Source organism: Kushneria avicenniae (genome assembly GCF_900112585.1).
In the GTDB taxonomy this organism is placed as follows: domain Bacteria; phylum Pseudomonadota; class Gammaproteobacteria; order Pseudomonadales; family Halomonadaceae; genus Kushneria; species Kushneria avicenniae.
The window spans coordinates 114,275-138,662 of the sequence record NZ_FOLY01000007.1 but is presented as its reverse complement, the minus strand read 5'-3'; the positions used below and the strand labels follow the sequence as shown (position 1 = coordinate 138,662).

Annotated in this window: 21 protein-coding genes; 14 read left to right on the top strand and 7 right to left on the bottom strand. The window is 61.6% G+C overall.

The genetic code is table 11. The features are described from left to right. Positions 1 to 11 precede the first annotated feature (11 nt). The 5 genes from BM079_RS15205 to BM079_RS15185 all read left to right on the top strand — a co-directional run bounded on the left by BM079_RS15205 (position 12) and on the right by BM079_RS15185 (position 5,633). Entirely contained in the window at positions 12 to 566 is a 555-nt protein-coding gene (locus tag BM079_RS15205) for a DUF4124 domain-containing protein (protein ID WP_139215322.1), read from the top strand. Between the two features lie 172 nt (positions 567 to 738). Continuing rightward, positions 739 to 1,824 (top strand): nitrogen regulation protein NR(II), encoded by a 1,086-nt coding sequence (gene glnL, locus BM079_RS15200; protein WP_090135780.1) that lies wholly within the window; start codon positions 739 to 741, stop codon positions 1,822 to 1,824. Continuing rightward, positions 1,817 to 3,232: a nitrogen regulation protein NR(I) gene (gene ntrC, locus BM079_RS15195; protein WP_090135778.1), complete on the top strand. Its 1,416-nt coding sequence runs from the start codon at positions 1,817 to 1,819 to the stop codon at positions 3,230 to 3,232. Before glnL ends, ntrC begins: the two co-directional genes overlap by 8 nt. Before the next feature lie 127 nt (positions 3,233 to 3,359). Next, a complete protein-coding gene (locus BM079_RS15190; RefSeq protein WP_090135776.1) occupies positions 3,360 to 4,223 on the top strand; it encodes an isocitrate lyase/PEP mutase family protein in 864 nt (287 codons plus the stop codon). A 72-nt stretch (positions 4,224 to 4,295) separates the two neighbouring features. Next, on the top strand, positions 4,296 to 5,633 hold the full coding sequence (locus BM079_RS15185) for a deoxyguanosinetriphosphate triphosphohydrolase (RefSeq protein WP_090135775.1): 1,338 nt from the start codon (positions 4,296 to 4,298) through the stop codon (positions 5,631 to 5,633). Between the two features lie 17 nt (positions 5,634 to 5,650). Here BM079_RS15185 and BM079_RS15180 read toward each other — a convergent pair whose 3' ends face one another. The 3 genes from BM079_RS15180 to BM079_RS15170 form a co-directional block, all read right to left on the bottom strand. Continuing rightward, positions 5,651 to 6,397 (bottom strand): HIRAN domain-containing protein, encoded by a 747-nt coding sequence (locus BM079_RS15180; protein ID WP_090135771.1) that lies wholly within the window; start codon positions 6,395 to 6,397, stop codon positions 5,651 to 5,653. Position 6,398: 1 nt separating this feature from the next. Continuing rightward, positions 6,399 to 7,409: a HipA domain-containing protein gene (locus BM079_RS15175; protein ID WP_245743185.1), complete on the bottom strand. Its 1,011-nt coding sequence runs from the start codon at positions 7,407 to 7,409 to the stop codon at positions 6,399 to 6,401. A 138-nt stretch (positions 7,410 to 7,547) separates the two neighbouring features. After that, complete coding sequence (locus tag BM079_RS15170) at positions 7,548 to 9,164, bottom strand: carbohydrate porin (protein WP_090135767.1); 1,617 nt, start codon at positions 9,162 to 9,164, stop codon at positions 7,548 to 7,550. A 275-nt stretch (positions 9,165 to 9,439) separates the two neighbouring features. Between BM079_RS15170 and BM079_RS15165 the strand changes: the two genes are divergently transcribed. The 8 genes from BM079_RS15165 to betT all read left to right on the top strand — a co-directional run bounded on the left by BM079_RS15165 (position 9,440) and on the right by betT (position 20,273). Continuing rightward, positions 9,440 to 10,711, top strand: coding sequence for an ABC transporter substrate-binding protein (locus BM079_RS15165; protein WP_090135765.1), 1,272 nt, complete (start codon positions 9,440 to 9,442; stop codon positions 10,709 to 10,711). Positions 10,712 to 10,731: 20 nt separating this feature from the next. Next, positions 10,732 to 11,742 carry a carbohydrate ABC transporter permease gene (locus tag BM079_RS15160; protein WP_245743120.1) on the top strand — a complete coding sequence of 337 codons (1,011 nt, stop codon included), beginning with the start codon at positions 10,732 to 10,734 and terminating at the stop codon, positions 11,740 to 11,742. After that, positions 11,739 to 12,581: a carbohydrate ABC transporter permease gene (locus BM079_RS15155; protein ID WP_090135762.1), complete on the top strand. Its 843-nt coding sequence runs from the start codon at positions 11,739 to 11,741 to the stop codon at positions 12,579 to 12,581. The genes BM079_RS15160 and BM079_RS15155 overlap by 4 nt, the downstream gene beginning before the upstream one ends. A gap of 42 nt (positions 12,582 to 12,623) precedes the next feature. Then, on the top strand, positions 12,624 to 13,748 hold the full coding sequence (locus tag BM079_RS15150; RefSeq protein ID WP_090135759.1) for an ABC transporter ATP-binding protein: 1,125 nt from the start codon (positions 12,624 to 12,626) through the stop codon (positions 13,746 to 13,748). Further along, the gene (locus BM079_RS15145; protein WP_090135758.1) at positions 13,745 to 15,040 is read left to right on the top strand and encodes an ABC transporter substrate-binding protein; all 1,296 of its coding nucleotides are present in this window, start codon (positions 13,745 to 13,747) and stop codon (positions 15,038 to 15,040) included. Before BM079_RS15150 ends, BM079_RS15145 begins: the two co-directional genes overlap by 4 nt. A gap of 183 nt (positions 15,041 to 15,223) precedes the next feature. Beyond that, a complete protein-coding gene (locus BM079_RS15140) occupies positions 15,224 to 16,855 on the top strand; it encodes a glycoside hydrolase family 13 protein (protein WP_090135755.1) in 1,632 nt (543 codons plus the stop codon). A 70-nt stretch (positions 16,856 to 16,925) separates the two neighbouring features. Then, complete coding sequence (locus tag BM079_RS15135; protein WP_175489724.1) at positions 16,926 to 17,996, top strand: LacI family DNA-binding transcriptional regulator; 1,071 nt, start codon at positions 16,926 to 16,928, stop codon at positions 17,994 to 17,996. Positions 17,997 to 18,215: 219 nt separating this feature from the next. Beyond that, positions 18,216 to 20,273, top strand: a complete 2,058-nt coding sequence (gene betT, locus BM079_RS15130) for a choline BCCT transporter BetT (RefSeq protein WP_090135748.1) — start codon at positions 18,216 to 18,218, stop codon at positions 20,271 to 20,273. 114 nt (positions 20,274 to 20,387) lie between these two features. Here betT and BM079_RS15125 read toward each other — a convergent pair whose 3' ends face one another. Together BM079_RS15125 and BM079_RS15120 are read right to left on the bottom strand one after the other, a co-directional pair. Further along, entirely contained in the window at positions 20,388 to 21,548 is a 1,161-nt protein-coding gene (locus tag BM079_RS15125) for an MFS transporter (protein WP_090135746.1), read from the bottom strand. A 132-nt stretch (positions 21,549 to 21,680) separates the two neighbouring features. Further along, positions 21,681 to 22,589 (bottom strand): nuclease-related domain-containing protein, encoded by a 909-nt coding sequence (locus BM079_RS15120; protein WP_090135743.1) that lies wholly within the window; start codon positions 22,587 to 22,589, stop codon positions 21,681 to 21,683. A 117-nt stretch (positions 22,590 to 22,706) separates the two neighbouring features. Between BM079_RS15120 and BM079_RS15115 the strand changes: the two genes are divergently transcribed. Further along, positions 22,707 to 23,573 carry an NAD-dependent protein deacetylase gene (locus BM079_RS15115; RefSeq protein WP_090135741.1) on the top strand — a complete coding sequence of 289 codons (867 nt, stop codon included), beginning with the start codon at positions 22,707 to 22,709 and terminating at the stop codon, positions 23,571 to 23,573. Here the strand turns inward: BM079_RS15115 and BM079_RS15110 are convergent. Together BM079_RS15110 and BM079_RS15105 are read right to left on the bottom strand one after the other, a co-directional pair. Continuing rightward, complete coding sequence (locus tag BM079_RS15110; RefSeq protein WP_090135739.1) at positions 23,563 to 23,982, bottom strand: YbaY family lipoprotein; 420 nt, start codon at positions 23,980 to 23,982, stop codon at positions 23,563 to 23,565. The genes BM079_RS15115 and BM079_RS15110 overlap by 11 nt on opposite strands. 2 nt (positions 23,983 to 23,984) lie before the next feature. After that, a complete protein-coding gene (locus BM079_RS15105; RefSeq protein WP_090135737.1) occupies positions 23,985 to 24,344 on the bottom strand; it encodes a translation initiation factor in 360 nt (119 codons plus the stop codon). Positions 24,345 to 24,388: the final 44 nt, after the last annotated feature.

Here is a 24,388-nt window from a genome sequence, read left to right as displayed (position 1 = left end):
GAACTGCTGCCGTGTCGGGTCGCTCTTGTCACATGATGCTGTGGGTGCCTGTGGTCTGCGCCCTGCTGGTCGACGCCATACCGCAGGCTGGCGCCGCGGTCTATCGCCATCTGGACGCTCAGGGCAACGTCGTCTGGAGCGACCGCCCCGGCGGCATCCGGGCCGAGGTGCGCCCCCCGCGCGTGCTGTCATCGGGGCGTGTGCCTGTCATGAACCAGGGTGCGGCAGCCGCGCCCGCCCCCTTTACGCCTTATCAAAGCGTGCGTTTGAGGCCGCGATCCGCGCCCGTGACCCTTGAGCAGGCGCGCCGCGGCGTCTCCCTGCGTGTCGAGACCGCCCCGCAGCTGCGCAACGGTGACCGGGTGCAGCTGAGTGTCGATGGCAAAAGGCATCAGTCGCCGCTGTCCAGCCGTGTGCTGATGGCCATCGGGCTGGACGCTGGCGCCCACGCGTTGGTGGCCGAAGTGCTCGATGCCAGCGGCACCGTTCGTCAGCGCTCACCGGTCATGACGCTTGAGGTCGTCTCTTCACCGGAGTCTGGTCCTGTGCTGGCGGCACAGCCCTGAAAGGGGGTACTGGTCTTTTTGCACCACGAGGGTGCATGATATTTCCGACATGGTCGGCGCTGCGTCACTTTTGTACTTCTCGAATCACGAATTTTCCCTTGTGGTGCGACGCCCGTCACATGTGGCGCGCTTTTTGCACTAACAAAGGGAAATACCGTTGACGAGGCGCTTCATGTATCAACGCCTGCTGGAACATCTCACCACGGCCGTGGTGCTGCTGGATGGTCAGTTACGCGTTCGCTGGCTCAATCCGGCCGCAGAAGCCCTGATGGGACTGAGCCTTTCACGGGTGCAGGGCACGTCTCTGGAATGTCTGGAGGGAGACGACGGCCGCATTGCCGACATGCTGGCCAGCGCCCTGCGCCTGCAGCACCCCTATACCCAGCGTGAAACGCAGCTGGCCATGGCAGGCGGCGAGCGCATTACGGTGGACTACACCGCCACGCCGCTGTCGAAAACCGAGCTCCTGCTGGAGTTCGAGCCGCGCGACCGCCTGATGCGCATCTCGCGCGAGGAGTCGCTGATTGCCCGCCAGGAAATGGTCAAGGTGCTCACCCGCGGGTTGGCGCATGAGGTCAAGAACCCTCTGGGCGGCATCCGCGGCGCGGCGCAGCTGCTCGAGCGCGACCTGCCCGATGACAGTCTGACCGAATTTACCCGCATCATCATCGAGGAGGCCGACCGGCTGCGTGATCTGGTCGATCGCATGCTGGGGCCCAACCGCCCGGTGGAGCAGCAGCCGATCAATGTCCATGAGGTGGTCGAGCGGGTGCGGGCGCTGATGCAGGCCGAAACCGACACCATTGCCCTGGTGCGGGACTACGATCCCAGCCTGCCTGCCATCATGGGCGATGCCGGCCAGCTCATTCAGGCGGTGCTCAACGTGACCCGCAACGCTGTACAGGCGCTCAAGGAAAATGACACGCAGTCGCCCACGGTGACGTTGCGTACCCGGGCCCGGCGGCAGTTCACCCTGGGCGCCGAGCGCCACCGGCTGGTGTGCGAGGTCTGCGTGATCGACAACGGCCCCGGCGTGCCCGAGACGCTGGCGGAGTCGCTGTTCTACCCGATGATCTCCGGGCGCGCCGAGGGCAGCGGGCTGGGGCTGTCGATTGCCCAGTCGATCCTGCATCAGCATCAGGGGCTGATCGAATGTGAAAGCCGCCCCGGCCATACCGAATTTCGTCTTCTGATTCCGCTGGAAGGCTTCAGCGACGCCGAACAAGACCGACAAGAGAAGGGAGGCACCCATGAGTGATACGGCCCGCGTCTATATCGTGGATGATGATCGCGCCATCCGCTGGGTACTCGAGCGCACGCTTGCCCAGCCTGATATCGAGGTGTCAAGCTTTGAGCGGGCTGATCAGGCCGAAGAGGCGATCAACCGTCAGGCCCCCGACGTGCTGCTCACCGACATTCGCATGCCGGGCGTCGACGGGCTGGACCTGATGGCGCGGGTGCGCGAGCGTCACGCCGATATGCCGGTGATCATCATGACCGCGCATTCGGATCTCGACAGCGCCGTCGCCTCTTATCAGGGCGGCGCGTTCGAGTATCTGCCCAAGCCCTTCGACGTCGATGATGCGCTCTCGCTGGTGCGCCGCGCCGTGGCCCATGCCCGTGAACGCCAGATCCCGGCCCGCGCGCCGGAAGGGATTCAGGCCGAGATCATCGGTGAAGCGCCGGCCATGCAGGAGGTGTTTCGCGCCATCGGCCGGCTGTCCCACTCCCACATCACCGTGATGATCAACGGAGAATCGGGCACCGGCAAGGAGCGGGTCGCCCGCGCCCTGCACCAGCACAGCCCGCGCGGCCATCAGCCCTTTATCGCGCTGAACATGGCGGCCATCCCGCGCGATCTGATGGAGTCGGAGCTGTTCGGGCACGAAAAGGGTGCCTTTACCGGTGCCACTGCCCAGCGCCGCGGGCGTTTCGAGCAGGCCGACGGCGGCACGCTCTTTCTCGACGAAATCGGCGACATGCCGGCCGAAACCCAGACGCGGCTTTTGCGCGTGCTGGCCGACGGCGAGTTCTATCGCGTCGGCGGTCACGTGCCGGTGCGGGTCGATGTGCGCATCATTGCTGCCACCCACCAGCATCTGGAAACGCTGGTCGAGGACGGGCGTTTTCGCGAGGATCTGTTCCACCGCCTCAACGTGATCCGCGTGCATCTGCCAAGGCTCTCCGAGCGGCGCGAAGACATCCCGCGGCTGGCGCGCCACTTTCTGGCCGAAGCGGCCCGCGAACTCTCCGCCGAGCCCAAGGTGCTCACCGAGGCTGCCGAGCAGCACCTCTCTCATCTCCCCTGGCCCGGCAACGTGCGCCAGCTGGAGAACACCTGTCGCTGGCTGACCGTCATGGCCTCCAGCCGCGAAGTGCTCATCGATGATCTGCCGCCGGAGCTGCGCGATCTCGACAACCCGGGCGAGGGCACCAATGACTGGCGCAGTGCGTTTCGGGAATGGGCCGACCGGGCACTGGCCGCCGGCCATACCCATCTGCTGGAAGAGGCCGTGCCGGACTTCGAGCGCATTCTGATCGAGACCGCGCTCAAGCACACCGGCGGGCGCAAGGGTGAGGCCGCCGAGCTGCTGGGCTGGGGCCGCAACACCCTGACCCGCAAGCTCAAGGTGCTGCTGCCGGCGCTGGCCGACAGTGCCGACTAGTGTGAGGGCCTGTGCTGTCCTTCAACAGCACCGAATTGGTGCGTTATAGGACAAAGGTATAAAGTAGATCGCCATCAAGGATGGGCCGCCCGGGCCCATCGCCGCTTTATGATGTTCAGGAGTTGTCATGGCTACCCCGTCCCAGCACGATCTGCGCAACCAGTTCCGCGACCTGCTTGCCCGCGAGGACTGCTTTTTCACCGCCTCGACGTTTGACCCCATGTCGGCGCGCATCGCCGCGGATCTGGGCTTTGAGGTCGGCATTCTGGGCGGCTCGGTCGCCTCGCTTCAGGTGCTGGCAGCGCCCGATTTTGCCCTGATTACGCTGAGCGAGTTTGTCGAGCAGGCCACCCGGATCGGCCGCGTCACGCGGCTGCCGATCATTGCCGATGCCGATCACGGCTACGGCAACGCGCTCAATGTCATGCGCACCATCTCCGAACTGGAGCGCGCCGGCGTCGCTGCACTGACCATCGAGGACACGCTGCTGCCTGCCAAGTACGGCCGCAAGTCCACCGATCTGGTACCGCTGGAGGAGGGCGTGGGCAAGATTCGCGCCGCCCTGGAGGCGCGTATCGATCCCGCCATGGCGATTTTTGCCCGCACCAACGCCGGCGTGCTCAGCGTGGAGGATGCCACCACCCGCGCCATGGCCTATGAGCGCGCCGGCGCCGATGGCATCTGCATGGTCGGCATTCGCGATTTCGATCATCTGGAAAGCATTGCGGCCCATATCACCGTGCCGCTGATGCTGGTCACCTACGACAACCCCGAGCTGCGCGATCGTGAGCGGCTGGCGTGTGCCGGCGTGCGCGTGGTGGTCAACGGTCACGGCGCCTATTTTGCCGCCATCAAGGCCACCTACGACTGCCTGCGCGAGCAGCGCCAGATTGCCGAGGGCAATCTGAACGCCTCCGAGCTCTCCACCCGCTACTCGACGCTTGATGAAAACCGCGAGTGGGCGCGACGCTACATGGACGTAAACGAATAAGCGCCGGCAGGTGCCCGGCATGATCAATCAACGGCTGACGCAGCCTGCGTGGGCTTGAAGGGGCGAGGCGAGATGAGTCAAATGCAGTGGGAGCAGTTGCTGGCCCCCGTGCGTCTGGATGACAAGGCGACCGAGCGTGAGCGCGAAATCGGGCGCAGTCCTTTCCACAAGGATTTTGATCGCATCGTCTTTTCCGGCTCCTTTCGCCGGCTGGGGCGCAAGACACAGGTACACCCGCTGACCGAAAACGATCATATCCACACCCGGTTGACGCACTCGCTCGAAGTGGGCTGTGTCGGGCGCAGCCTGGGCATGATCGTCGGCGAGCGTCTGAGCGAGCGCCTGCCTGACTGGATCACTCCGGCCGATATGGGCGTGATCGTCCAGGCGGCGTGTCTGAGTCACGATATCGGCAACCCGCCCTTTGGTCATGCCGGCGAGTACGCCATCCGCGACTGGTTCAAGCGTGCCGAGGTCGATGGCACCGGCTTTCTGGAAGCGCTGACGCCTACCCAGCGAGAGGATCTGCTCACCTATGAGGGCAACGCCCAGGGCTTCCGGGTGGTCACCCAGATCGAATACAACCAGTTCAACGGCGGCATGCGTCTGACCGCGCCAACGCTCGGGGCGATGCTCAAGTATCCCTGGACGGTGGAGCGGGCGGGGCTGGCCGGCAAGTTCGGCGCCTATCAGTCGGAGCGCGAGCAGCTTAAGCGCGTCGCCGAGCTGCTCGGGCTCCGGCGGCTGAGCGATCACGCCTGGTGTCGTCACCCCTTCGCCTGGCTGGTCGAGGCCGCGGATGACATCTGCTATGCCCTGCTCGATCTCGAGGACGGCCTCGAGATGGGCATTCTGCGCTTTGAAGAAGTCGCCGGCGTGCTGACCCACATCGCCGGCGGCGAGCCCGAGGACTATGCCCGCATGGCGCGCGAGAACGTCTCTCAGCGTCGACGGGTAGCGGCGCTGCGTGGCGCGGCCATGGAGCGGGCCGTCAATGAGGTGGCAGCGACCTTTGTGACCCATGAACAGGCGCTTTTGGAAGGCAGTCTCGAAGATGACCTGCTTGATCTGTGCCATCCTGACCTGGGCTGGGGGGTAAGCGAGGCGAAGAAAATTGCCCGCGATCGAATCTTTCGCAACTCGCGCAAGGCCAAGCTTGAAATCGGCGCCTATACAACGCTGGGCATTCTGCTCGAAGCTTTCATCGGCGCGGCGCACGAGCTGCACTTTACCGGCCAGTCCAGCTTCAAGCATCAGCGCGTACTGGCACTGATCGGCGAAAATACCCCGCAGACCCAGTGGCCGCTGTATGACAGCTATCGGCGCATGCTCGATTTCATCGGTGGCATGACGGATAACTTTGCCGTGGATCTGGCACAGGAAATGGGTGGCAGACTGCGGGGAGAGTAGTGGAGATATTCTTGTTATCAGGCTTCTGCTAAATGCTCAAAGCCTTTTGTAAATGGTTGAGACTGGGTGATACGAGTTAGGACATATACGAGTGGACGGTCACTCGTACCATTAATACGAAAGATTGTTCCATCTATTGAGGCACCTTTAACGATCATTCGATGTAGGTTTTCTAATTGACCACGAGGAACGTAGCCTATTTTTTTGGTTCTGCATGCCAATCTGATTGCTTTTTGGTCATGGATGTTTTCCGGTTCCGGAGAAAAAACCACAGGATCACCTGGCTGTAGCTCTTCCGCCTCAATTTCGGACTCATGGCGAAAGCCGGCTACTTCCAGCAAGAGTTCGAAAATATCTGGTGGGTTATCAAAAGGATGTACTAATTCAAACCCATCGTTAGGTAGCTTGGCGCCACTATAGCCCAGCAAGGCAAAATTACTTATTTCTGCATTAGCAGGGATGGCGCGCAATTCTAGATAACGGCTAAAATCTTTTCTGTTGCGAGGCGGCAGGCGTCGCATAAAAGCTTCCAGCACTTGATGATGATGCTCTGCATTTGAAAGCGGGAAGGCTGGATAACCCTGGAATCCGTCGGCTTTAGCTTTAGAAATCTCTTCGCTTTCTAGATTGTACTTAAGCAGAGTTTCCGTCCCGCTCTTGAGCAACTGGCCCACACAGTATCGAGAGCGATTACGACTCTCACGCGCCTGCCAGCATAATAGCAAGCGTTGCGGTTCTACCAAGTGTTCGATAAAGCGGTTCATTTCAGTTCTCCAAGGCCCTAAGAAGGCGCTCTCTCCTTTTCAGAGTCAAATAAGCAACGAATTCGGCACGTTGCTGGGTAAAAGGCTGCGGTATGTCGAAACGAGTGAAGGATTGAAGTATGGTCTCAAGAGCCTCCTCTTTCCATCCGGACAAGCTCTCTATAAGAGCAGGTTTTACTTTTGGATAGCGGCTGCAATAACTTGCTACACCTTCTATCAACGGCAAGCGGTTAGGAGCATTTTTGGACCAGCGCATTTGATGCTTTCCTCTTGTCAGGTAAGCATCAAACTCATGAGGGTTGTGCATCATGTTCTGCATTTTTTTTGACTGCAACTCATGCCCAAGGCTCGTACCGTTATCAAAATATGGTGTGAATCGAGCTCTCGAATCATCACTACTCCAAATGACTCCCCAGTTTTCTTGATGACGGTCCGTATTGCCTATGAGTGCATCAAAGCAGAGGCAGAACCCCCAGTAGCTTTGCCAGTCATGGGTTAGTTGATTTCGTTGAGCTAGTCTTCTACCAAGTGCAAGAATCTTAGATAAATTGTGTTGTCGTCCCTTTTGCCTGTCATATTCGGAAATATGACGTTGCATAAAGTCGCCGCCGGCAGAGTAACGCTCGTCCTTGGATTGCGGGTAATCCATAAACCATTCACTAATAGTGCCTGGCTCTTCTCTGGAAGAATCTATAGCGATGAATACGGGTGGCAAAGTCAATCCCATCAATCGACCTATACGAAATGCTATAAGCTCTGCCCAGTACTGATCTGGGTGCCTAGGCTGGCCGGGATTCCGTGCGCTTTTTATTGCCTCTTTAAAAAGATATCGATGTCCTGATAGGCAAAATGAATAGGGAGATGGGTTAGGAGATATACGCAATGATTTATCCCGAGCACCTTCTGGGAAAACTTCATAGTCACCGTATATCGGCCAACCTGAGATGTCTACGATCTGATTGGCTTTCTGGTCTATGTCACTACGATCTATCAGATCACAGGCTTGCGCCATGGAGGGTTCCATTCCCATTCGAAAAATAAGATATCTTGAATTAGCAATGGTGATATTGGAAGGATGCAGACTTTAAAAAGGTAGATAAAATTAGGGCGCGGCATTGCCGCACCCCAGCCTTCTAATGGTTCAGTTCTTTTAGAACCACACCTCCATCTGGGTACCGAAGGTCCACTCGCTGCCGGTGAAGCCATCGCTGCCGAGCGCGTCGTCATTGGAGAAGTTGTTGAGCTCCTTGTCCCAGTCGCTCCAGGTGGCGAACAGGCGGATCTCGGGACGATTCCAGAACCCGCCGACCTGCGGCTTGAAGGTCGGCGCCACGGTCAGGCGCGTATAGCCGCCGTTGACACTCTCAAATACCTGACGAGTCGGGTTGTCATCAGGTCCCGTCAAATACCCATATCCGGCAGGGTCGAGATCCATCCACTGGTAGCTGGCCTCGTACTGCATCTCGAAGTTCTCGGTCAGCTCATTGGCCAGCCGCGCGCTGAGGGTGACCCAGTCGTAGCGGTCACCGTCGGCGTAACGGTCATGACTGGTCTGGGCCAGCAGCGTCGGGGCGATGCGCCATTTGGGGGCGAGATAGGTGGTGCCGTAAATGGCGAGTCGGGCGGTATTGGCGTCCTCGTTCAGATTGCCGTCAGAGCCCAGCGCCTTGACCTCGGCGCCCAGCCCGTGGCCGTACATCAGGGCGGCCTTGAAGGTGCCTTCACCCATGCCGAAGAAGCTGTCGCCGTGATAGGCCACCATGGTATGGAAACCGTCTTCGGCGACGTTATCGCCCGGTATGCCGCCAAGCGGGTCATTGTCCCGCTCGTCGTTATCGTTGGCTGACATGCCGCTGACCATCCACTGCCAGGGGCCGAAGCGGTTGTTGGAGGTGAGAATCAGGTTGTCGGTATCGCCCTGCAGATCGGGCTGTTCATCGGTGACCAGTGGATAGTCGCTGAAGCTGCGGCCGTACAGCGAGAAGCTGGTATCCCAGCTGTCGGTCACGCTGATGTCATAGATCCCCGCGCCGGTGCCGGCAAGGAAGATGACATCGCTGTCGAGCCAGTGGATATCGAAGTTATCGCGGTCAAAGCGCTTGCCCGCCCAGATCGAGGCGTTTTCAAACGCGCCGGTGAAACTGGGCAGGTCGCTGAACTCGACAAAGGCCTGGCGGACGTTGAGATCCGACTCATCGGCGGTCCAGTCGTTGCTGGTGGTGACGCCATCGGCCAGCATGATGCGATACAGCGCCTTCGCACCGTTGTCGTAGCGCTGATTGTAGTCAAAGACCGTTTCGACGTAGGTGTCCGGCTCGTTGCCCAGTCGACCCACGGCGCCGCCCGACCGCCCGGCCGGTGTGAGGTAGGGCCCGCCGGGCGCACTCTTGCGATCGCTGCCGATCAAAAGGCCCGAGCGAGCGTAGACGCTCATCGACAGTCCTTCCGCTTCGTCGTCTTCTATGCCCTCTTCGCGTACCGGGGAAGGAATACTGCCGGCTGAAAGTTCTTCTTCTCCAGCGGCCTGTGACGTGTTGCCCTGCACCAGTTGCGGCGAGCTCTGCTGCCTGTCCAGTGCCGCTTCGGCGCGGTCGGCCCGCTGTTCGGCCTGGGTGGCTCGGCGCTCGGAGGCGGCTACCCGGGCCTCGAGCTCGGCCAGACGCTCTTCGATGGACTTGTCAGCAGCGCTGACGCCGGTAGGCAGCGCCAGGGCCAGCGCAACGGCAACGGCCAGCGGATGACGCGTAAAGCGATGAGGCGAAGGCATGATGGTGTCCCTTGTTCGTGACGATTGTCTTTTGTTCATGATTATTGTCGTGATCCGGCTGCTCGAAGTTCGGCAGTCTTTTTATAAGCGGCAGACGCAGGATCGTAAAAGGAATTTACCGAGGTCAGGATGAGGTTTCATTCATACATTCGTCTCTGTGACAAAAGGTTATCAACCTATTGTCCAATGTCGCTAACGTGTGGCTAAAAGTACCTTTCGAGATAACTTAAACGTTTAAGACAGCCGTTTTATGTTGCAGCCTCGGAGGTGTTTTCATGAAATCCGGATTGGTATATGCAGGCTCTGTCCTGATGGCCCTCGGCGGGATCTCACAGGCTCAGGCCGCTGATCTCACCATCTCCTGTGGCGCCGTGGGTGCCGAACTCCAGCTTTGTCAGGCCGGCGTCGAGCGCTGGGAAGCCAGAAGCGGTCACAGTGTCGAGGTCGTCTCCACACCCAATTCGGCCACCGAGCGGCTGTCGCTTTATCAGCAGATTCTCGGCTCGCACTCCGGTGATATCGATGTGTTCCAGATCGATGTGGTCTGGCCCGGAATGCTGGCCACCCATCTGATCGACCTGAATGAACACCTGCCCAAAGGGGCCACCGACGGATTCTTCGAGGCCATCGTCGACAACAACACGGTCGATGGTCAGCTGGTGGCGATGCCCTGGTTTACCGATGCCGGCGTGCTGTATTACCGCAAGGATCTGCTCGAAAAATATAACCTTGAGGTGCCCACCACCTGGGCGGCGCTGACCGAGGCGGCGCACACGGTGCAGGCCGGCGAGCGCGAGGCCGGTCACAAGGATTTCTGGGGCTATGTATTTCAGGGACGCGCCTATGAAGGGCTGACCGTCAACGCGCTGGAATGGATGGCAAGCTACCCCGAGGGGGGCACCATCGTGGACGATGACGGCAAGATTACCGTCAATAATCCTCAGGCGGCCGGGGCGCTGTCACAGGCGGCCGGCTGGATCAACGATATCTCGCCGCAGGGCGTGCTCAACTACACCGAAGAGGAGGCGCGCGGCGTCTTCCAGTCGGGCAATGCCCTGTTCATGCGCAACTGGCCCTATGCCTGGGATCTGGTGCAGTCCGAGCAGAGCAGTATCCGTGACAGGGTAGAGGTTGCCCCGCTGCCTGCCGGAGGCAAGGACGGACAAAGTGCCGGCGTGCTGGGGGGCTGGAACCTGGCGGTATCGCGTTACAGTGATAACCCTGACATGGCCGCCGATCTGGTTGCCTTTCTGACCTCATTTGATGAGCAAAAGCGCCGCGCCATCGAGGGTTCCTACAATCCTACGCTGCCTGCCCTCTATCAGGACGAGGAGGTGCTGGCCGCCGTGCCCTTCTTCGGCACGCTCTATGAGACCTTTACCTCCGCAGTACCGCGCCCTGCCGCCGTCACCGGTGACAACTATCCGCGCGTCTCCAACGCCTTTTTCAACACCGTCCATGAAGTGCTTTCGGGTCGCGTCACCGCCGATCAGGGACTTGAAAGTCTTGAAGGCGAGCTTGAGCGCATCAAGCGGCGCCGCTGGTAAAACAGCCGGAGGAGCACATCATGACTGCACAAGAGTCGCATGACACGGTGTCCAACAGCTCCCGTGACCAGAAGGGTGACGAGGGGGCAGGGCGCCCGGTCGGTGCGCCGCGTCGCGAGCGCGGCACCCGGGTCAGACGCCAGCGGGTACGGGCCGCCTGGCTGTTTCTGACCCCGATGCTGATCGGTTTACTGCTGGTTGCCGGCTGGCCGCTGCTGCGCACCTTCTGGTTCAGTCTCACCGATGCCAGCCTCTCAAGCCTTGAGGGATCGCAGTTCATTGGGCTTGAGAACTATCTGGTTTTTGATGATGGCTGGTACGGCATTCTGGCCGATTCGCTGTGGTGGCAGTCGGTGTGGAACACCCTCTACTTCACCCTGGTGTCGGTCTCGCTGGAGGCGGTGCTGGGGGTGATCGTGGCGCTGGTACTCAATGCCCACTTTCGCGGCCGTACCCTGGTGCGCGCGGCAATGCTGATCCCCTGGGCGATTCCCACCGTGGTGTCGGCCAAGATCTGGGCGTGGATGCTCAATGACCAGTTCGGCATCATCAACCATATGCTGCTGGGTCTGGGGCTGATCGACGCGCCGCTCTCCTGGACTGCCGATGCCAGCCTGTCGATGTGGGCAGTGATCATCGTCGATGTGTGGAAGGCGACGCCCTTCGTGGCGCTGCTGGTGCTGGCCGCACTGCAGATGCTGCCGTCGGACTGCTATGAGGCGGCGAAGGTCGACGGCATCCATCCGGTCAGGGTGTTCTTTCGCGTCACTCTGCCGCTGATTACACCGGCGCTGCTGGTGGCGATCATCTTCCGTGCGCTGGATGCCCTCAGGGTATTCGACGTCATCTACGTGCTGACCTCCAACGCGGCCTCGACCATGACGATGTCGATCTACGCCCGTCAGCAGCTGGTGGAGTTCCAGGACGTGGGCTACGGCAGCGCCGCCTCGACGCTTTTGTTCATGATCATCGCGCTGATCACGGTGGTCTATCTCTATATCGGTCGTCGTCAGCTGGGAGGTGGCTCATGACGCTGCGCACGCTGAAAGGCATTGTGCTCAAGATCGGTTTCTGGGTGCTGGTCGCGGTACTGATGGTCTATGCCATCTTCCCCTTCTACTACGCGGTGGTGACCTCGCTGAAGCCCTCCAGCGAGCTGTTTCAGGTGAGCTACTGGGTCGACAGTGTCGATTTCTCCAACTATGCCGCGGTGCTCTCTCAGCCCACCTTCCTGGCGGCCATTCGCAACTCGGTGATCGTTGCCGTCAGCGTAGTGCTGATCGCGCTGCTGCTGGGCCTGACCGCCGCCTGGGCGCTGGGCCGGGTGCGCTTTCGCGGCCGCACCACGGTGATGATGATCGTGCTCGGGGTGTCGATGTTCCCTCAGGTGGCGGTGCTCTCGGGGCTTTTCGAGGTGATCCGTACGCTCGATCTGTACAACTCGCCGGGCGGGCTGATCCTGAGCTACACCATCTTCACCCTGCCGTTCACGGTGTGGATTCTGACCACCTTCATGCGCCAGCTGCCCGATGAGCTGGAGGAAGCGGCGATCGTCGACGGCGCCTCGCCATGGGTGACGCTGACGAAGGTCTTCATGCCACTGTTGTGGCCGGCGATGGCGACCACCGGGCTGCTGGCGTTCATCGCCGCCTGGAACGAGTTTCTGTTCGCCCTGACCTTCACGCTCACCGACTCTCAGCGCACGGTGCCGGTGGCGATTGCGCTGATCTCCGGAGGCAGCCAGTACGAGCTGCCCTGGGGGCCGATCATGGCGGCCTCGGTGATCGTCACCGTACCGCTGGTGGTGCTGGTGGTGATCTTCCAGCGCCGAATTGTCTCCGGACTGACCGCTGGTGCCGTCAAGGGCTGAGCGTTGGTCGCAAGGGTGTCCCGTCGTTGGGCAGGAGGAGTTATGGCTGGTGTAAAACTGGAACGGGTCAACAAGCGCTTCGGTTCGACCCGGGTGATCGATGATGTGTCGATGGCGATCGGCGATGGCGAGTTTGTGGTCTTCGTCGGCCCCTCCGGCTGCGGCAAGTCAACGCTTTTGCGGCTGATCGCGGGGCTCGAGTCGATCACCCACGGCGATCTGCTGATCGACGAGCAGCGGGTCAACAACCTGACGCCGCAGGAGCGCGGCATCGGCATGGTGTTTCAGTCCTACGCGCTCTATCCGCACATGAGCGTGTATCAGAACATCGCTTTCGGCCTCAAGCTGGCGAAGGCCGACAAGCAGACGGTCGATGAGCGCGTGCGACAGACGGCGAAGATTCTGCAGCTTGATGGCCTGCTGGAGCGGCTGCCGAAGGCGCTCTCCGGCGGTCAGCGCCAGCGCGTGGCGATCGGTCGGGCAATGGCCCGCGAACCGAAGATATTGCTGTTCGACGAACCGCTTTCCAACCTCGACGCCGCGCTGCGAGTACAGACCCGCAATGAGATCGCACGGCTTCACGAGCGCCTGGGCTCGACCATGATCTATGTCACCCACGACCAGGTCGAGGCGATGACCCTGGCCGATCGCATCGTGGTGCTCAACGCCGGCCACGTCGAGCAGATCGGCACCCCGCGCGAGCTTTATGAACGTCCCGCGTCGCGTTTCGTGGCCGGCTTTATCGGCTCGCCAAAGATGAACTTCATCGAGGTCACCGCCCATCCCGTTCCCGAACAAGGGTGTCGCGTAGAGATTTCTGCCGTTGGCCAGCGCACGCTGCCGCTGGCCTTCAGCGCCGGTAGCGCCAGCGAGGCGACCCTTGGCGTGCGTCCGGAGCATCTGATTCCCTCGCCCAGCAAGGATGGTCAAGGTCTCGAGATCGTCAACGTCGAGTACCTTGGCAGCGAAGCCTACCTCTATCTGGAGCGCGACGACGGCGAGCTGCTGGTCTGTCGCACCCAGGCCTCCAGCTCGTTCCAGCGCGGCGAGCGGGTAGTGCTCGACTTCGATCCGGTACATGCCCATCTTTTCGATCGTGATGGACGCGCGATGGCGCCGCTGGCGCGTCACGAGTCCATCACTGAACCACAGGGGACCATGTCATGAGCAGACCAGGCATTGATCGATCCAGGGCCCGTCGATGCGGCTGGCGCGCAACCCTTGGGCTGGCCGCACTATTGGGCGCCACTGGCGGTGCTCAGGCTGCCGAGGTCGCCATCGCCTGCGGTGGTGGTGGCGATGGCGACTATTGCCCCATCGCGGCCCGCGCCTGGGCGGCGCAGACCGGCCATAGCGTCAGGGTGGTGACCACGCCCAACGCCACCACCGAGAAACTGGCACTGTTCCAGCAACTGCTCAACAGTCACTCGCAGGACGTTGACGTGATGATGGTCGATATCGCCTGGCCGGGGCTTTTGGCACCGCATCTGGTTGACCTCGGTGAGGCTGTCCCACCTGCCGAGCGCAAGGCCTTTTTCCCGGCACTGATCGAGGCTAATACCGTCGATGGCCGGCTTGTAGCGCTGCCTTGGTACACCGATGCCGGCCTGCTCTATTACCGCAAGGATCTGCTCGACAAGTATCAGCGTCCGGTGCCCGAAACCTGGCAGGAGATGAACGAGACCGCCTCCAGCATTCAACAGGCCGAGCGCGATGCCGGCGATGACGAGATGTGGGGGTTCGTGTTTCAGGGCCGCGCCTATGAAGGCCTGACCTGCAACGCCCTGGAGTGGATCGCCGGCTACGGCGGCGGGCGCATCGTCGACACCGATGGCGCGATCACGGTAGATAACGCGCAGGCGACGGCGGCGCTGACCGAGGCGGCGAGCTGGATCGGCAGTATTGCCCCGCGCGGGGTGCTCAACTATACCGAGGAGGAAGCGCGCGGCGTGTTCCAGAGCGGCAACGCAGTCTTCATGCGCAACTGGCCCTACGTGTGGTCGCTGGCCCAGCGTGAAGGCAGCCCGGTGAGCGGCAGAATCGGCGTGGCACCGCTGCCCCATGGCCCCGGCGCTGACTCGACAAGTACTCTGGGCGGCTGGAACTTCGCCGTCTCACGCTACACTGATACGCCCGAGGCCGCGATCTCGCTGGCACGCTATATGACCAGTGCCGAGGTGCAGCGCCAGCACGCTTTGAACAACGGCATGAATCCGACCCGCATCGCACTCTACGATGACGCTGAGGTAATAACGGCCAACCCTACCATGACCGTGCTGCGCCCGGTGCTGATGAACGCTGTGGCACGTCCTTCGGCAGTGACCGGTGACGCTTACGCCCGGGTCTCCAATGCCGTGTTCAACAACGTGCACGAAGTACTTTCCGGGCGCGCCGAGCCCGCCGCGGCGCTTGATACCCTTGATCAGACCCTGACCCGACTCAAGCGCCGACAGTGGTGAGCGCCAGAGGTGGCTGAACAAGGAGAACACGATGACCCATCGAGCAAACGGTAATACTGCTCCCTTATCATATTCAGGGCTGAAAGGATGATCAATCCAGCCGATTCAGAAGGGCAGCGAACCCTGTCAGCAGTCGCATGAGCATGATGGATACACTATATTCGACCGACCATTGGAGTTGACATGACACAGCAATCTCCCCGGCCACAGTGGTGGCATCACGCCGTGATCTATCAGATCTATCCGCGCAGTTTCATGGACGCCAGCGGTGACGGTATTGGTGATCTGAACGGTGTCATCCAGCGGCTCGACTATCTGGCCAATCTGGGTGTCGATGCGCTCTGGCTGTCGCCCTTTTATCGTTCACCTCAGGCGGATGCCGGCTACGATGTGGCCGACTACCGTGACGTCGATCCGCTGTTCGGTACGCTCGAGGATTTCGATTCGATGCTGTCCGGTGCCCATGAGCGGGGCATGCGAATCATCGTCGACATCGTGCCCAACCACACCTCCAGCGAGCACGTCTGGTTTCAGGAGGCGCTGGCCTCACCTTCCGGCAGCCGGGCGCGAGCGCGTTACATCTTCCGCGAAGGCCGCGGTGACAACGGTGAGCAGCCACCCAACAACTGGCAGAGTGTCTTTGGTGGGCCGGCCTGGACGCAGGTACCGGGTGAGCGCGAGTGGTATCTGCATCTCTTCGATACCCGCCAGCCCGATCTCGACTGGCGTAATCCCGAAGTGCTCGAGGAGTTCGACAACGTGCTGCGATTCTGGCTCGAGCGTGGGGTCGATGGCTTTCGTGTCGATGTCGCTCACGGCATGATCAAGGCGCCGGAGCTGCCCGACTGGGACGGCAGTCAGGAGATGATCGAGGGTGGTAACCGCGGCCCGATGTGGGATCAGGAGGAAGTGCACGAGATCTATCGTCGCTGGAATCGGGTGTTGGCCGAGTTCGGTCATGATCGCATGATGGTCGCCGAAGCCTGGGTGCACCCACCTTCGCGTACGGCGCGCTACGTGCGACCTGATGAGATGCAGCAGGCGTTCAACTTCGACTATCTGCTCACGCCCTGGGATGCCGACAGGTTGCGAAACGTCATCGATATCTCGCTTGAAAGCTACAGTGAAGTCGGGGCGCCCACGACCTGGGTAATGTCCAATCATGACGGCGTGCGTCACGCCTCGCGGCTGGGACTGTCGCGCCCGGGGGCTCGGCCCAACGGCATCGATGCCGACAGTGAGCAGCCCGATGAGGCGCTGGGTCTGCGGCGGGCGCGGGCGCTGATCATGCTGACGCTGGCACTCCCCGGTTCGGCCTATCTCTACCAGGGCGAGGAGCTGGGTCTGCCGGATCATACGACAATGCCGGCACGCTATCGTCAGGACCCCGCCTTCCATCGCACCAACGGTGAACAGCTCGGCCGCGACGGCTGCCGGGTCCCGCTGCCCTGGTACGCCGATGCACCGGCCTTTGGCTTCAATACCACCGGCGAGCGCTGGCTGCCGCAGCCGGAACACTATGCCCGCTACGCTGCGGACCGCCAGCTGGAAGATGCGACCTCGACACTGGAGCTCTATCGCCAGCTGCTGGCCATGCGTCACAACCACGGGCTGGGTAACGGCGAGCTGGTCTGGCAACAGAGCCTGCGCAGTGACGTGCTGAGTCTGACCAACGGTGATGTGACGCTGGTGCTCAATCTGGGTGAGGCGCCGATAGCACTGCCCGCGGGAGAGGTGGCGCTGCAGAGTGTGCCGGACGCCATCAGCAACGGTCAGCTGACAGGCAACGCGGCCGTCTGGTTGACGACGCCTTGAGCGTACCGGCACTGATGGGCCGCGCCGCTTTTCCGGGGCGTGGCCGTTCATGTTCGGGGCGAAGCCGCACGTGAGTCGTCGGCGCCGGCCAACAACGCTCAAGTCGGTCGCGGCCTATCTGGGTGTGTCGACGGCGACGGTATCCAACGCCTTCAATCGACCCGACCAGCTTTCGCCGTCACGGCGTGAGGAGATCCTGGCCGCAGCCAGCGCACTGGGCTATGACGGCCCCAGCAACCGGGGCCGCACGCTGCGGACCGGGCGCACCAACATTATCGGCGTAATGCTGTCGGATGGCCTGGGTTACAGTCTCGACGACAGCGTCGCCAGCAGATTTCTGGCCGGTATCGCCGAGGTACTGGACGCCTCCGGCCATCATCTTCTGCTGTTGACCGGTGCCGGGCGCACCGATCGCCAGGGCCCCACGCTTAACGGCGTGGCCGATGGCTATCTGATCTACGGCTCTATCCCTGAAGAGGGCACCCTGGCACTGCTGCGCCACCAGCATCAGCCGCTGGTGACCGTGGACATCCGTCTGCCGGGGCTGTCTTCGGTCCAGATCAACCATCGTGCGGCGGCGCTGACCATTGCCCGTCATGCGCTGGCCGGCGGGGCGAAGCGACCGGCGGTTGTGGCGTTGCGCATGACGCTGGATGCTCCGGGCGGGCGGCTTGCGCGGCAGGGGCACTGGTCGCAGCCCAACGCAGTGGCCATCGAGCGACTGGCCGGATTCGATCAGGCTTTGTTCGAGGCCGGCTTCAACACGGCCGATATTCCCCTCTACAACGTCGACGGCAACACCTTCGAGGCGGCCGCGCCGGTGATCGAGACCCTGCTGGATGAGACCTCGTCGGATCTGCTGCTGTGCATGTCGGATCGGCTGGCGCTGACCGCCCTGAGCCTGGCCGAGCAGCGCGGCATAAGCGTTCCCGACCAGCTGTGGCTGACCGGCTTTGACGGCATTGCCGAAGGCCAGCGTCGCCGACCCATGCTGACCACGATCCACCAGGACAGCCACGCCAAGGGCGTCACGGCAGCGCGCATGGTGATCGGTGAGTGCCTCGAGCACGATGTAGAACAGCCCGTCTGGTTGATTTACGGTGACACCTGCCCACCGGGAGCCGATGTCCCATCTTCCTGAATTCAGGATATTCCGTTGCCAAACGGGCTCCGCCCATGACGGTGCGTACCGCATTTTTCTGAATAACCATGGCTTTTCAGAAGTTTTCCTTCCGATAATATTTTTTTTGAACGTTGGTTCAAAATGGAATAATGTCACTCTGAGTAGTGTTGAATAAAAGCACGTTCAAAACGCTGTCAGCATTTTCTTCCAACCTCCAATAATCAATCAGGAAGACACATGAGTGAAGCAACGAAGGATCACACCTCCTCGGGGGACCGGCTCAATCCAACTGTCTTTTACGGCTCGTTTATCGGGATCGTGGCGTTTTCACTGTGGGCGATGATCGCCACCGAACAGGCCAGCGGCGTCATCAATGCCATTCTGGGCTGGATCTCCGATACCTTTGGCTGGTATTACTTTCTCACCGTCGTGATCTATCTCGCCTTCGTGATTTTTCTCGGCGTCTCCCGCTTCGGGAAAATCCGGCTCGGGCCCGAGCATGCCCGACCGGATTTCAATATCTTCTCCTGGTCGGCAATGCTCTTTTCCGCCGGCATCGGCATCGGCGTCATCTTCTTTGCGCTGGCCGAACCCCTGACCCAGTTCTACAACGCCCCGGATGCCCCCGCCGATCAGGTCGCTGCGGCGCGCCACGCCATGCAGCTGACCTTCATGCACTGGGGGCTGTCCGGCTGGGGCATCTACACGCTGGTGGGAATGTCGCTGGCGTTTTTCAGCTATCGCCATAACCTGCCGCTGACCATTTCGAGTGCGCTCTATCCGATCGTCGGCAAGAAAATCTACGGCCCCATCGGTCACGCGGTAGACATCGCCGCGGTGCTGGGCACCGTATTCGGCATTGCGGCCAGTCTTGGTATCGGGGTGATCCAGCTCAATTACGGGCTGAACTTCATGTTCGGCATCACCGAGAGCGCCTGGACCCAGACCGTACTGGTGCTGATGATCGTGCTGTTTGCCACCATCTCCGCAGTGACCGGCGTCGAGCGCGGTATCCGGCGGCTGTCAGAGTTCAACATTCTGCTGGCGGTGGCGCTGCTGCTGTTTGTGCTGTTCGCCGGCAAGACCATTTTTCTGCTCAACGCGCTGGTGATGAACATCGGCGACTACCTCTCGTCCTTCGTGAGGATGTCGTTTGATACCTACGCCTTCGACCGGCCCATGGACTGGCTCAATGCCTGGACGCTGTTCTTCTGGGCCTGGTGGGTCGCGTGGGGCCCGTTTGTCGGCCTTTTCCTGGCGCGTATCTCCCGCGGTCGCACCATCCGTACCTTTGTGGCCGGCACCCTGACGCTACCGATCGCCTTCATGATGATCTGGATGTCACTGCTGGGTAACAGTGCCATCGATATGGCGATGAACGGCGCCACCGACTTCGGTCAGCAGGTCATGAACAACCCGCCGTCGGGCATCTATCTGTTTTTGCAGGAATATCCCTTCCCGGTGGTCACCACCATTGCCGTGAGCATTCTGGCGATCGTCTTCTTTGTCACCTCGGGGGATTCCGGCGCGCTGGTACTGTCGAACTTCACCTCGATTCTCAAGGACGTCAGCAGCGATGCCCCGGTCTGGATGCGGATTCTTTGGTCAGCGGTCATCGGCGTTCTGACCCTGGCGCTATTGCTGGCCGGCGGGCTTTCCACCCTGCAAAGTGCCGTGGTGATCACGGGACTGCCGTTTTCAATCGTGCTCTTTTTCATGATGGCGGGGCTTTACAAGGCGCTCAAGGTCGAGGCCTTCAAGGAGGAGAGCTATCGTTTGAGCCTGGCCGGTTCCCTGTCCGGACGCATGGGCGGTCGGAGCGGGCGCGGCCAATGGGAGCAGCGTCTTGATCGGGCAATGAATTTTCCGGACCGCAGTGAAGCGCAGCGCTTTCTCGAGGAGCGGGTGCGTCCGGCCATGGCGGCCATCAAGGCGCGACTCGACCAGCAGGATGTCGGTGTTCAGGTCAATGGCGGCGAGCAGAACGAGCATGACTATCTCGCGCTCAACGTCGATTTTGGTGACGAGCAGAACTTCACCTATCAGGTCTGGACTCGCGCCTTTACCACGCCTGCCTTTGCCATGCGCACCCGCAAGGCCTCGCGCAATTATTACCGCCTTGAGGTACACCTGCTGGAAGGCAGTCAGGGCTATGACCTGATGGGCTATAGCGAGCAACAGGTGATCGACGACATCCTTGATCAATACGAGCGCCATCTGCAGTTCCTGCACCTCAACCGCATGGAGCCCGGCCATATCAACATGCCGGACAGCCCCGAGCAGCCGCCGGTCTAGGCGTGCTGATTCACTCGGCAGGGGCCCGACCGTCACGGTCGGGCCCTTTTTTGATGGCGTATATTGTGTGGATCATGAGACACGACAACCGTATCGAGCCAGCGCGCTGCTGATTCAGGCCCGGGCCGCCGGGCGGGCCAGCGCAATCGCCAGCACCGCGGCCACGGCCAGCGCCGCAAAGGCATGGTGCAGCGTGATGGCCTCGGCCAGAAAGCCCAGCATCGGCGGCCCACCAAGCATGCTCAGATAGCCCAGCATGGCCACCGAAGCGATCGCCCCGGAAGGCGACATGGATCGATTGCGTCCGGCCAGACTCAAAAGGCACGGGAACAGGGTCGACATGCCGATGCCTGCCAGCGCAAAGCCGACCAGGGCGATGATGGGGTCAGCCGTCACGATGGCCAGACCCAGTCCGGCCAGCGCCAGCGCACTGCCCAGTTCCAGCGCACGTATGGCACCGACCCGGTCCAGCCAGCGATCTCCAAGCAGTCGACCCACGGCCATGGTACCGGTAAAGACTGCCAGCCCCATCGCCGCATGGCCGCGCGAGGCGCCAAGCTCGGTGAGAAACAGCGCCGACCAGTCGGCCATTGAGCCTTCGATGAAGACCACGGCCGCCGCGATGATACCCAAAAGCCACACCCGCCCCTTCGGGCGCACAAACAGGGCGCCCACCGGGCGCTCGGCCCGCGGCGGTGGCGCCAGCAGATGGCGGTGGCTGATCAGGATACCCAGCAGCAGAAAGGCCGCGACCAGCAGCAGGTGCCAGCGCGGCGTCAGCCCCAGCGTCGCCAGCGCGCCACCAATCAGCGAGCCCGCCATGCCGCCCAGGCTGAACAGTCCGTGAAAGGAGGACATGATGGAGCGGCGATAGCGCCGTTCGAGCGTGGCCGCCTGATCGTTCATGGCGATGTTGAGAAGCCCCATGCCGGCGCCAAAGACCGCCAGCGCCAGACCCAGCATCAGCGGCGAGACGGCCGCACCGATCAATACCAGAGCGACCACGATGGCGCAGGCCGCTACGCGCGTGATACGCCGGCTGCCAAAGCGGGTGTTGAGATAGTTTGATAAAAGCGTCAGGCACAGCGAGCCGATGACCGGACACAGCAGCAGCGCGCCGAGCTGGGACTGCGACAGCTCCAGCAGATCGCGAATATCGGGAATGCGCACGGCCCAGTTGGAAAAGGACAGCCCCGACAGGGCAAAGAACCAGGCAATGGCAGCGCGGCTGGCGGGGGCGCGGGCAGCGCCGCGCTCACCGGTAGGGTCATTCATGAAGCACTCCTTGTCCAACGCGATGCGCCCGCAGCCTCCTTTTGCAGGAGCGCACCGTTGATCGTCGTCAAAATGGGTAGCGCCCGGCGGCCATCAGGTCGTCCGGGCAGCGAAGGGTAGAGGCGGCACCGCTCAGGGCGTCGACGACAGCGCGTGGTGGCTCTGCTGATCGTCGGTCAGGCGTACCAGTGCCTTCAGAATATCGTCGTGCAGGGGCTGAGCCTGTGAATCAGCATCGCTCTGCAGATGCGTGAGCACCTCGTTGTCGCCCAGCACCTGAACCTCGTCACTGCTGTTGACCCGCTCGATACGCCAGCCCGGCAGCACCAGCAGGCCCTGTACAGGGATATCACGCTTGCAGTCGCGGCTCAGGCGCTCGTGCAGCCAGCGCCGTGCCCGCTGCGCCTCGCGCACCGGGCGCGTCTCGTCATGATCGGGGAAGTAGAGCCGGTCGCCGTCAAGTCGCAGTCTGCGGGGGCTGTTGGGCGCCGCCTCGGGACCGACCTGACGGGTGCGCACCAGCAGCGAAAAGATGCCGTGCTCAGTGACCACCACATGATCGATGGTGAAGTTTTCGGCCGGGACGTCATGGAAGATGCACACGCTCTGATGCGGCCGGTGCAGAAGGCTCTGCAGATCGTGTGCCACGTTCATCGCTCCGGCCAGACGCAGGCGCAGATTCGAAATCCGGTAGGAAAGTGCCATCATGAAAGCGCCCACGATCAGTGCCGCGATCGTGGTAATCAATCCATAGAGGCTCCATTCGAGCCAGTCCTGATGCGACGAAAACAGCATGCGGCCCATGCCATAGATCAGCGGTGTGATCGCCAGGACAGGCCCCATGGCGCCGGCCAGAAAGAGCCTGACGCGCGCCTCGGCCAGCCGTTCGCGAAAGCGGTTGCCGGACTGTCTGAGCCGATGGCCGGAAGGAGAAAAGCCGGGCTTGTCCTGAAACAGATGGCGCAGCCCGAGCACGACCACGGCCGTGGCGAACAGGGGGGTCAGAAAAATCAGGGGAAGCAGATATTCCAGCCAGCGCATGACGTCATCCCGGTAGGTAGGAGGGTAGTCTAGCGTTCTGCGGGGTTGTCATCCATGCTCGGCCACCATTTTGCCTTCTGAATTCATCGTTCGGCCGGCAGGTCATGAGGAGTGATCATGAGCAGTGAATCGCAGGCCTGTGGGCAGGCACTGATCGATCTTGTCAGGCGCTATCCACGTCTGTGCGTGCTGACCGGCGCCGGGGTCAGTACCGACAGCGGCATTCCCGATTATCGGGATGAAGCAGGCGCATGGAAACGCCCGCCGCCCATGACCCATCAGGTCTACATGAAAAGCCACCTTGGCCGTCAGCGTTACTGGGCGCGCAGTCTGGTCGGCTTTCGTCTGCTGGCGAGCGCCTCGCCCGGGCGTGCTCATCACACGCTGGCCGAGCTCGAGGCGCAGGGCTTTATCGAGGGGATCATCACACAGAACGTCGATCGTCTACACCAAAAGGCAGGCAGCAAGCGCGTGGTGGATCTACATGGGCGAGCCGATCTGGTGCGCTGCATGCAGTGTAATCTGCTGGTGCGCCGCCACGTGCTCCACGAGCATCTGGCCACGCTCAATCCCGACTGGGCAGGGATGGAGGCCGAGGTTGCCCCGGATGGTGATGCCTATCTCGACGACGTGGACTTCTCGGGCTTTCAGCTGCCGGACTGCCCGCGCTGCGGTCACGGTATTCTCAAGCCTGATGTGGTGTTTTTCGGCGACAACGTACCGCGCTGGCGGCTCGAGCGCGCCATGTCGATGCTTGATGACAGCCAGGCCCTGCTGGTAGTGGGCTCCTCACTCATGGTGTTTTCAGGCTTTCGCTTCGCCCGCCACGCCGCCGCACAGGGCATGCCGCTGGCCTGTATCAACCGCGGTCACACCCGGGCAGATGCGCTGTTCACCCTCAAGTGCGAGGCGCCCATCGACGAGAGCCTGACCGCCCTGCTGGCCGGGCTGTCAGACGCTCGGACATCAAGCGTTACCGGTTGACCGGTGTCAGCGGCACGCGCACCTGCTGCGAGGGTGCGCCATCGGTCAGCACCGGCAGCGGCTCCAGAGTCAGATAGCGCGTATCGTCGCCTTCACGCAGGGCGGCGCTGAGCGCGTAGCGACGATCATCATCGATATGGTGGCGGTCATACTGCAACATGAAGGGCACCGGCCAGCGCCCGTGGGTGTTCTGATCGACCTGAGCAACGGTGGTTCGCCCGTCGGTGACATCGAGCAGGCGGATGTCCAGCCGGGCATCGGATGCGATAGGCGCCTGCTCATCGCTGAACGCTTCACCCGAGAGCGTGGCGAAATCGGGGCCACTTGAAAACAGCGAGCAGCCGCTGAGAAGGGTCATCATGACCAGCGGCGCCATGGCCGGTAACGCGGGAAAACGACGACGCTGCATGATCAGCCTCCTGCCAGCCTGACGGTGTAGCCGCGCTTTTCCAGCTCGGCGCGCAGCGTCTCACGGTGATCGCCCTGAATTTCGATCACGCCTTCCTTGAGCGACCCGCCGCTGCCGCAGCGCTTCTTGAGCGCCTGCATCAGGGTTTTCAGCTCGTCGCTTGCCAGCGGTATGCCGTGCAGCGTGGTCACGCCCTTGCCCTTGCGCCCGGCGGTTTCGCGTTTGATGCGCACGATCCCATCAAGCCCTGCCAGGCGCGTCTCATCCTGCGCCTTTTGCTCATCGGCCTCGTCGTGCTTGCGCATGTCGCCGGTCTCGGTGGAGTACACCTTGCGGCTCAACTGATCGCGCAGTGATGACATTGTCTGGCTCCCGATCGCCTCATGAAGGCTCAAGAATAGCGCAG

Bases quoted from the DNA above. Each gene is read 5' to 3' on its own strand.
- BM079_RS15190 (WP_090135776.1), top strand. From the start codon at position 3,360: ATGGCTACCCCGTCCCAGCACGATCTGCGCAACCAGTTCCGCGACCTG.
- BM079_RS15180 (WP_090135771.1), bottom strand. From the start codon at position 6,397: ATGAACCGCTTTATCGAACACTTGGTAGAACCGCAACGCTTGCTATTA.
- BM079_RS15150 (WP_090135759.1), top strand. From the start codon at position 12,624: ATGGCTGGTGTAAAACTGGAACGGGTCAACAAGCGCTTCGGTTCGACC.
- BM079_RS15140 (WP_090135755.1), top strand. From the start codon at position 15,224: ATGACACAGCAATCTCCCCGGCCACAGTGGTGGCATCACGCCGTGATC.
- BM079_RS15110 (WP_090135739.1), bottom strand. From the start codon at position 23,982: ATGCAGCGTCGTCGTTTTCCCGCGTTACCGGCCATGGCGCCGCTGGTC.
- BM079_RS15155 (WP_090135762.1), top strand. From the start codon at position 11,739: ATGACGCTGCGCACGCTGAAAGGCATTGTGCTCAAGATCGGTTTCTGG.
- glnL (WP_090135780.1), top strand. From the start codon at position 739: ATGTATCAACGCCTGCTGGAACATCTCACCACGGCCGTGGTGCTGCTG.
- BM079_RS15115 (WP_090135741.1), top strand. From the start codon at position 22,707: ATGAGCAGTGAATCGCAGGCCTGTGGGCAGGCACTGATCGATCTTGTC.
- BM079_RS15185 (WP_090135775.1), top strand. From the start codon at position 4,296: ATGAGTCAAATGCAGTGGGAGCAGTTGCTGGCCCCCGTGCGTCTGGAT.
- BM079_RS15125 (WP_090135746.1), bottom strand. From the start codon at position 21,548: ATGAATGACCCTACCGGTGAGCGCGGCGCTGCCCGCGCCCCCGCCAGC.
- BM079_RS15160 (WP_245743120.1), top strand. From the start codon at position 10,732: ATGACTGCACAAGAGTCGCATGACACGGTGTCCAACAGCTCCCGTGAC.
- BM079_RS15165 (WP_090135765.1), top strand. From the start codon at position 9,440: ATGAAATCCGGATTGGTATATGCAGGCTCTGTCCTGATGGCCCTCGGC.
- BM079_RS15105 (WP_090135737.1), bottom strand. From the start codon at position 24,344: ATGTCATCACTGCGCGATCAGTTGAGCCGCAAGGTGTACTCCACCGAG.
- BM079_RS15120 (WP_090135743.1), bottom strand. From the start codon at position 22,589: ATGCGCTGGCTGGAATATCTGCTTCCCCTGATTTTTCTGACCCCCCTG.
- betT (WP_090135748.1), top strand. From the start codon at position 18,216: ATGAGTGAAGCAACGAAGGATCACACCTCCTCGGGGGACCGGCTCAAT.
- BM079_RS15170 (WP_090135767.1), bottom strand. From the start codon at position 9,164: ATGCCTTCGCCTCATCGCTTTACGCGTCATCCGCTGGCCGTTGCCGTT.
- BM079_RS15145 (WP_090135758.1), top strand. From the start codon at position 13,745: ATGAGCAGACCAGGCATTGATCGATCCAGGGCCCGTCGATGCGGCTGG.
- BM079_RS15175 (WP_245743185.1), bottom strand. From the start codon at position 7,409: ATGGCGCAAGCCTGTGATCTGATAGATCGTAGTGACATAGACCAGAAA.
- ntrC (WP_090135778.1), top strand. From the start codon at position 1,817: ATGAGTGATACGGCCCGCGTCTATATCGTGGATGATGATCGCGCCATC.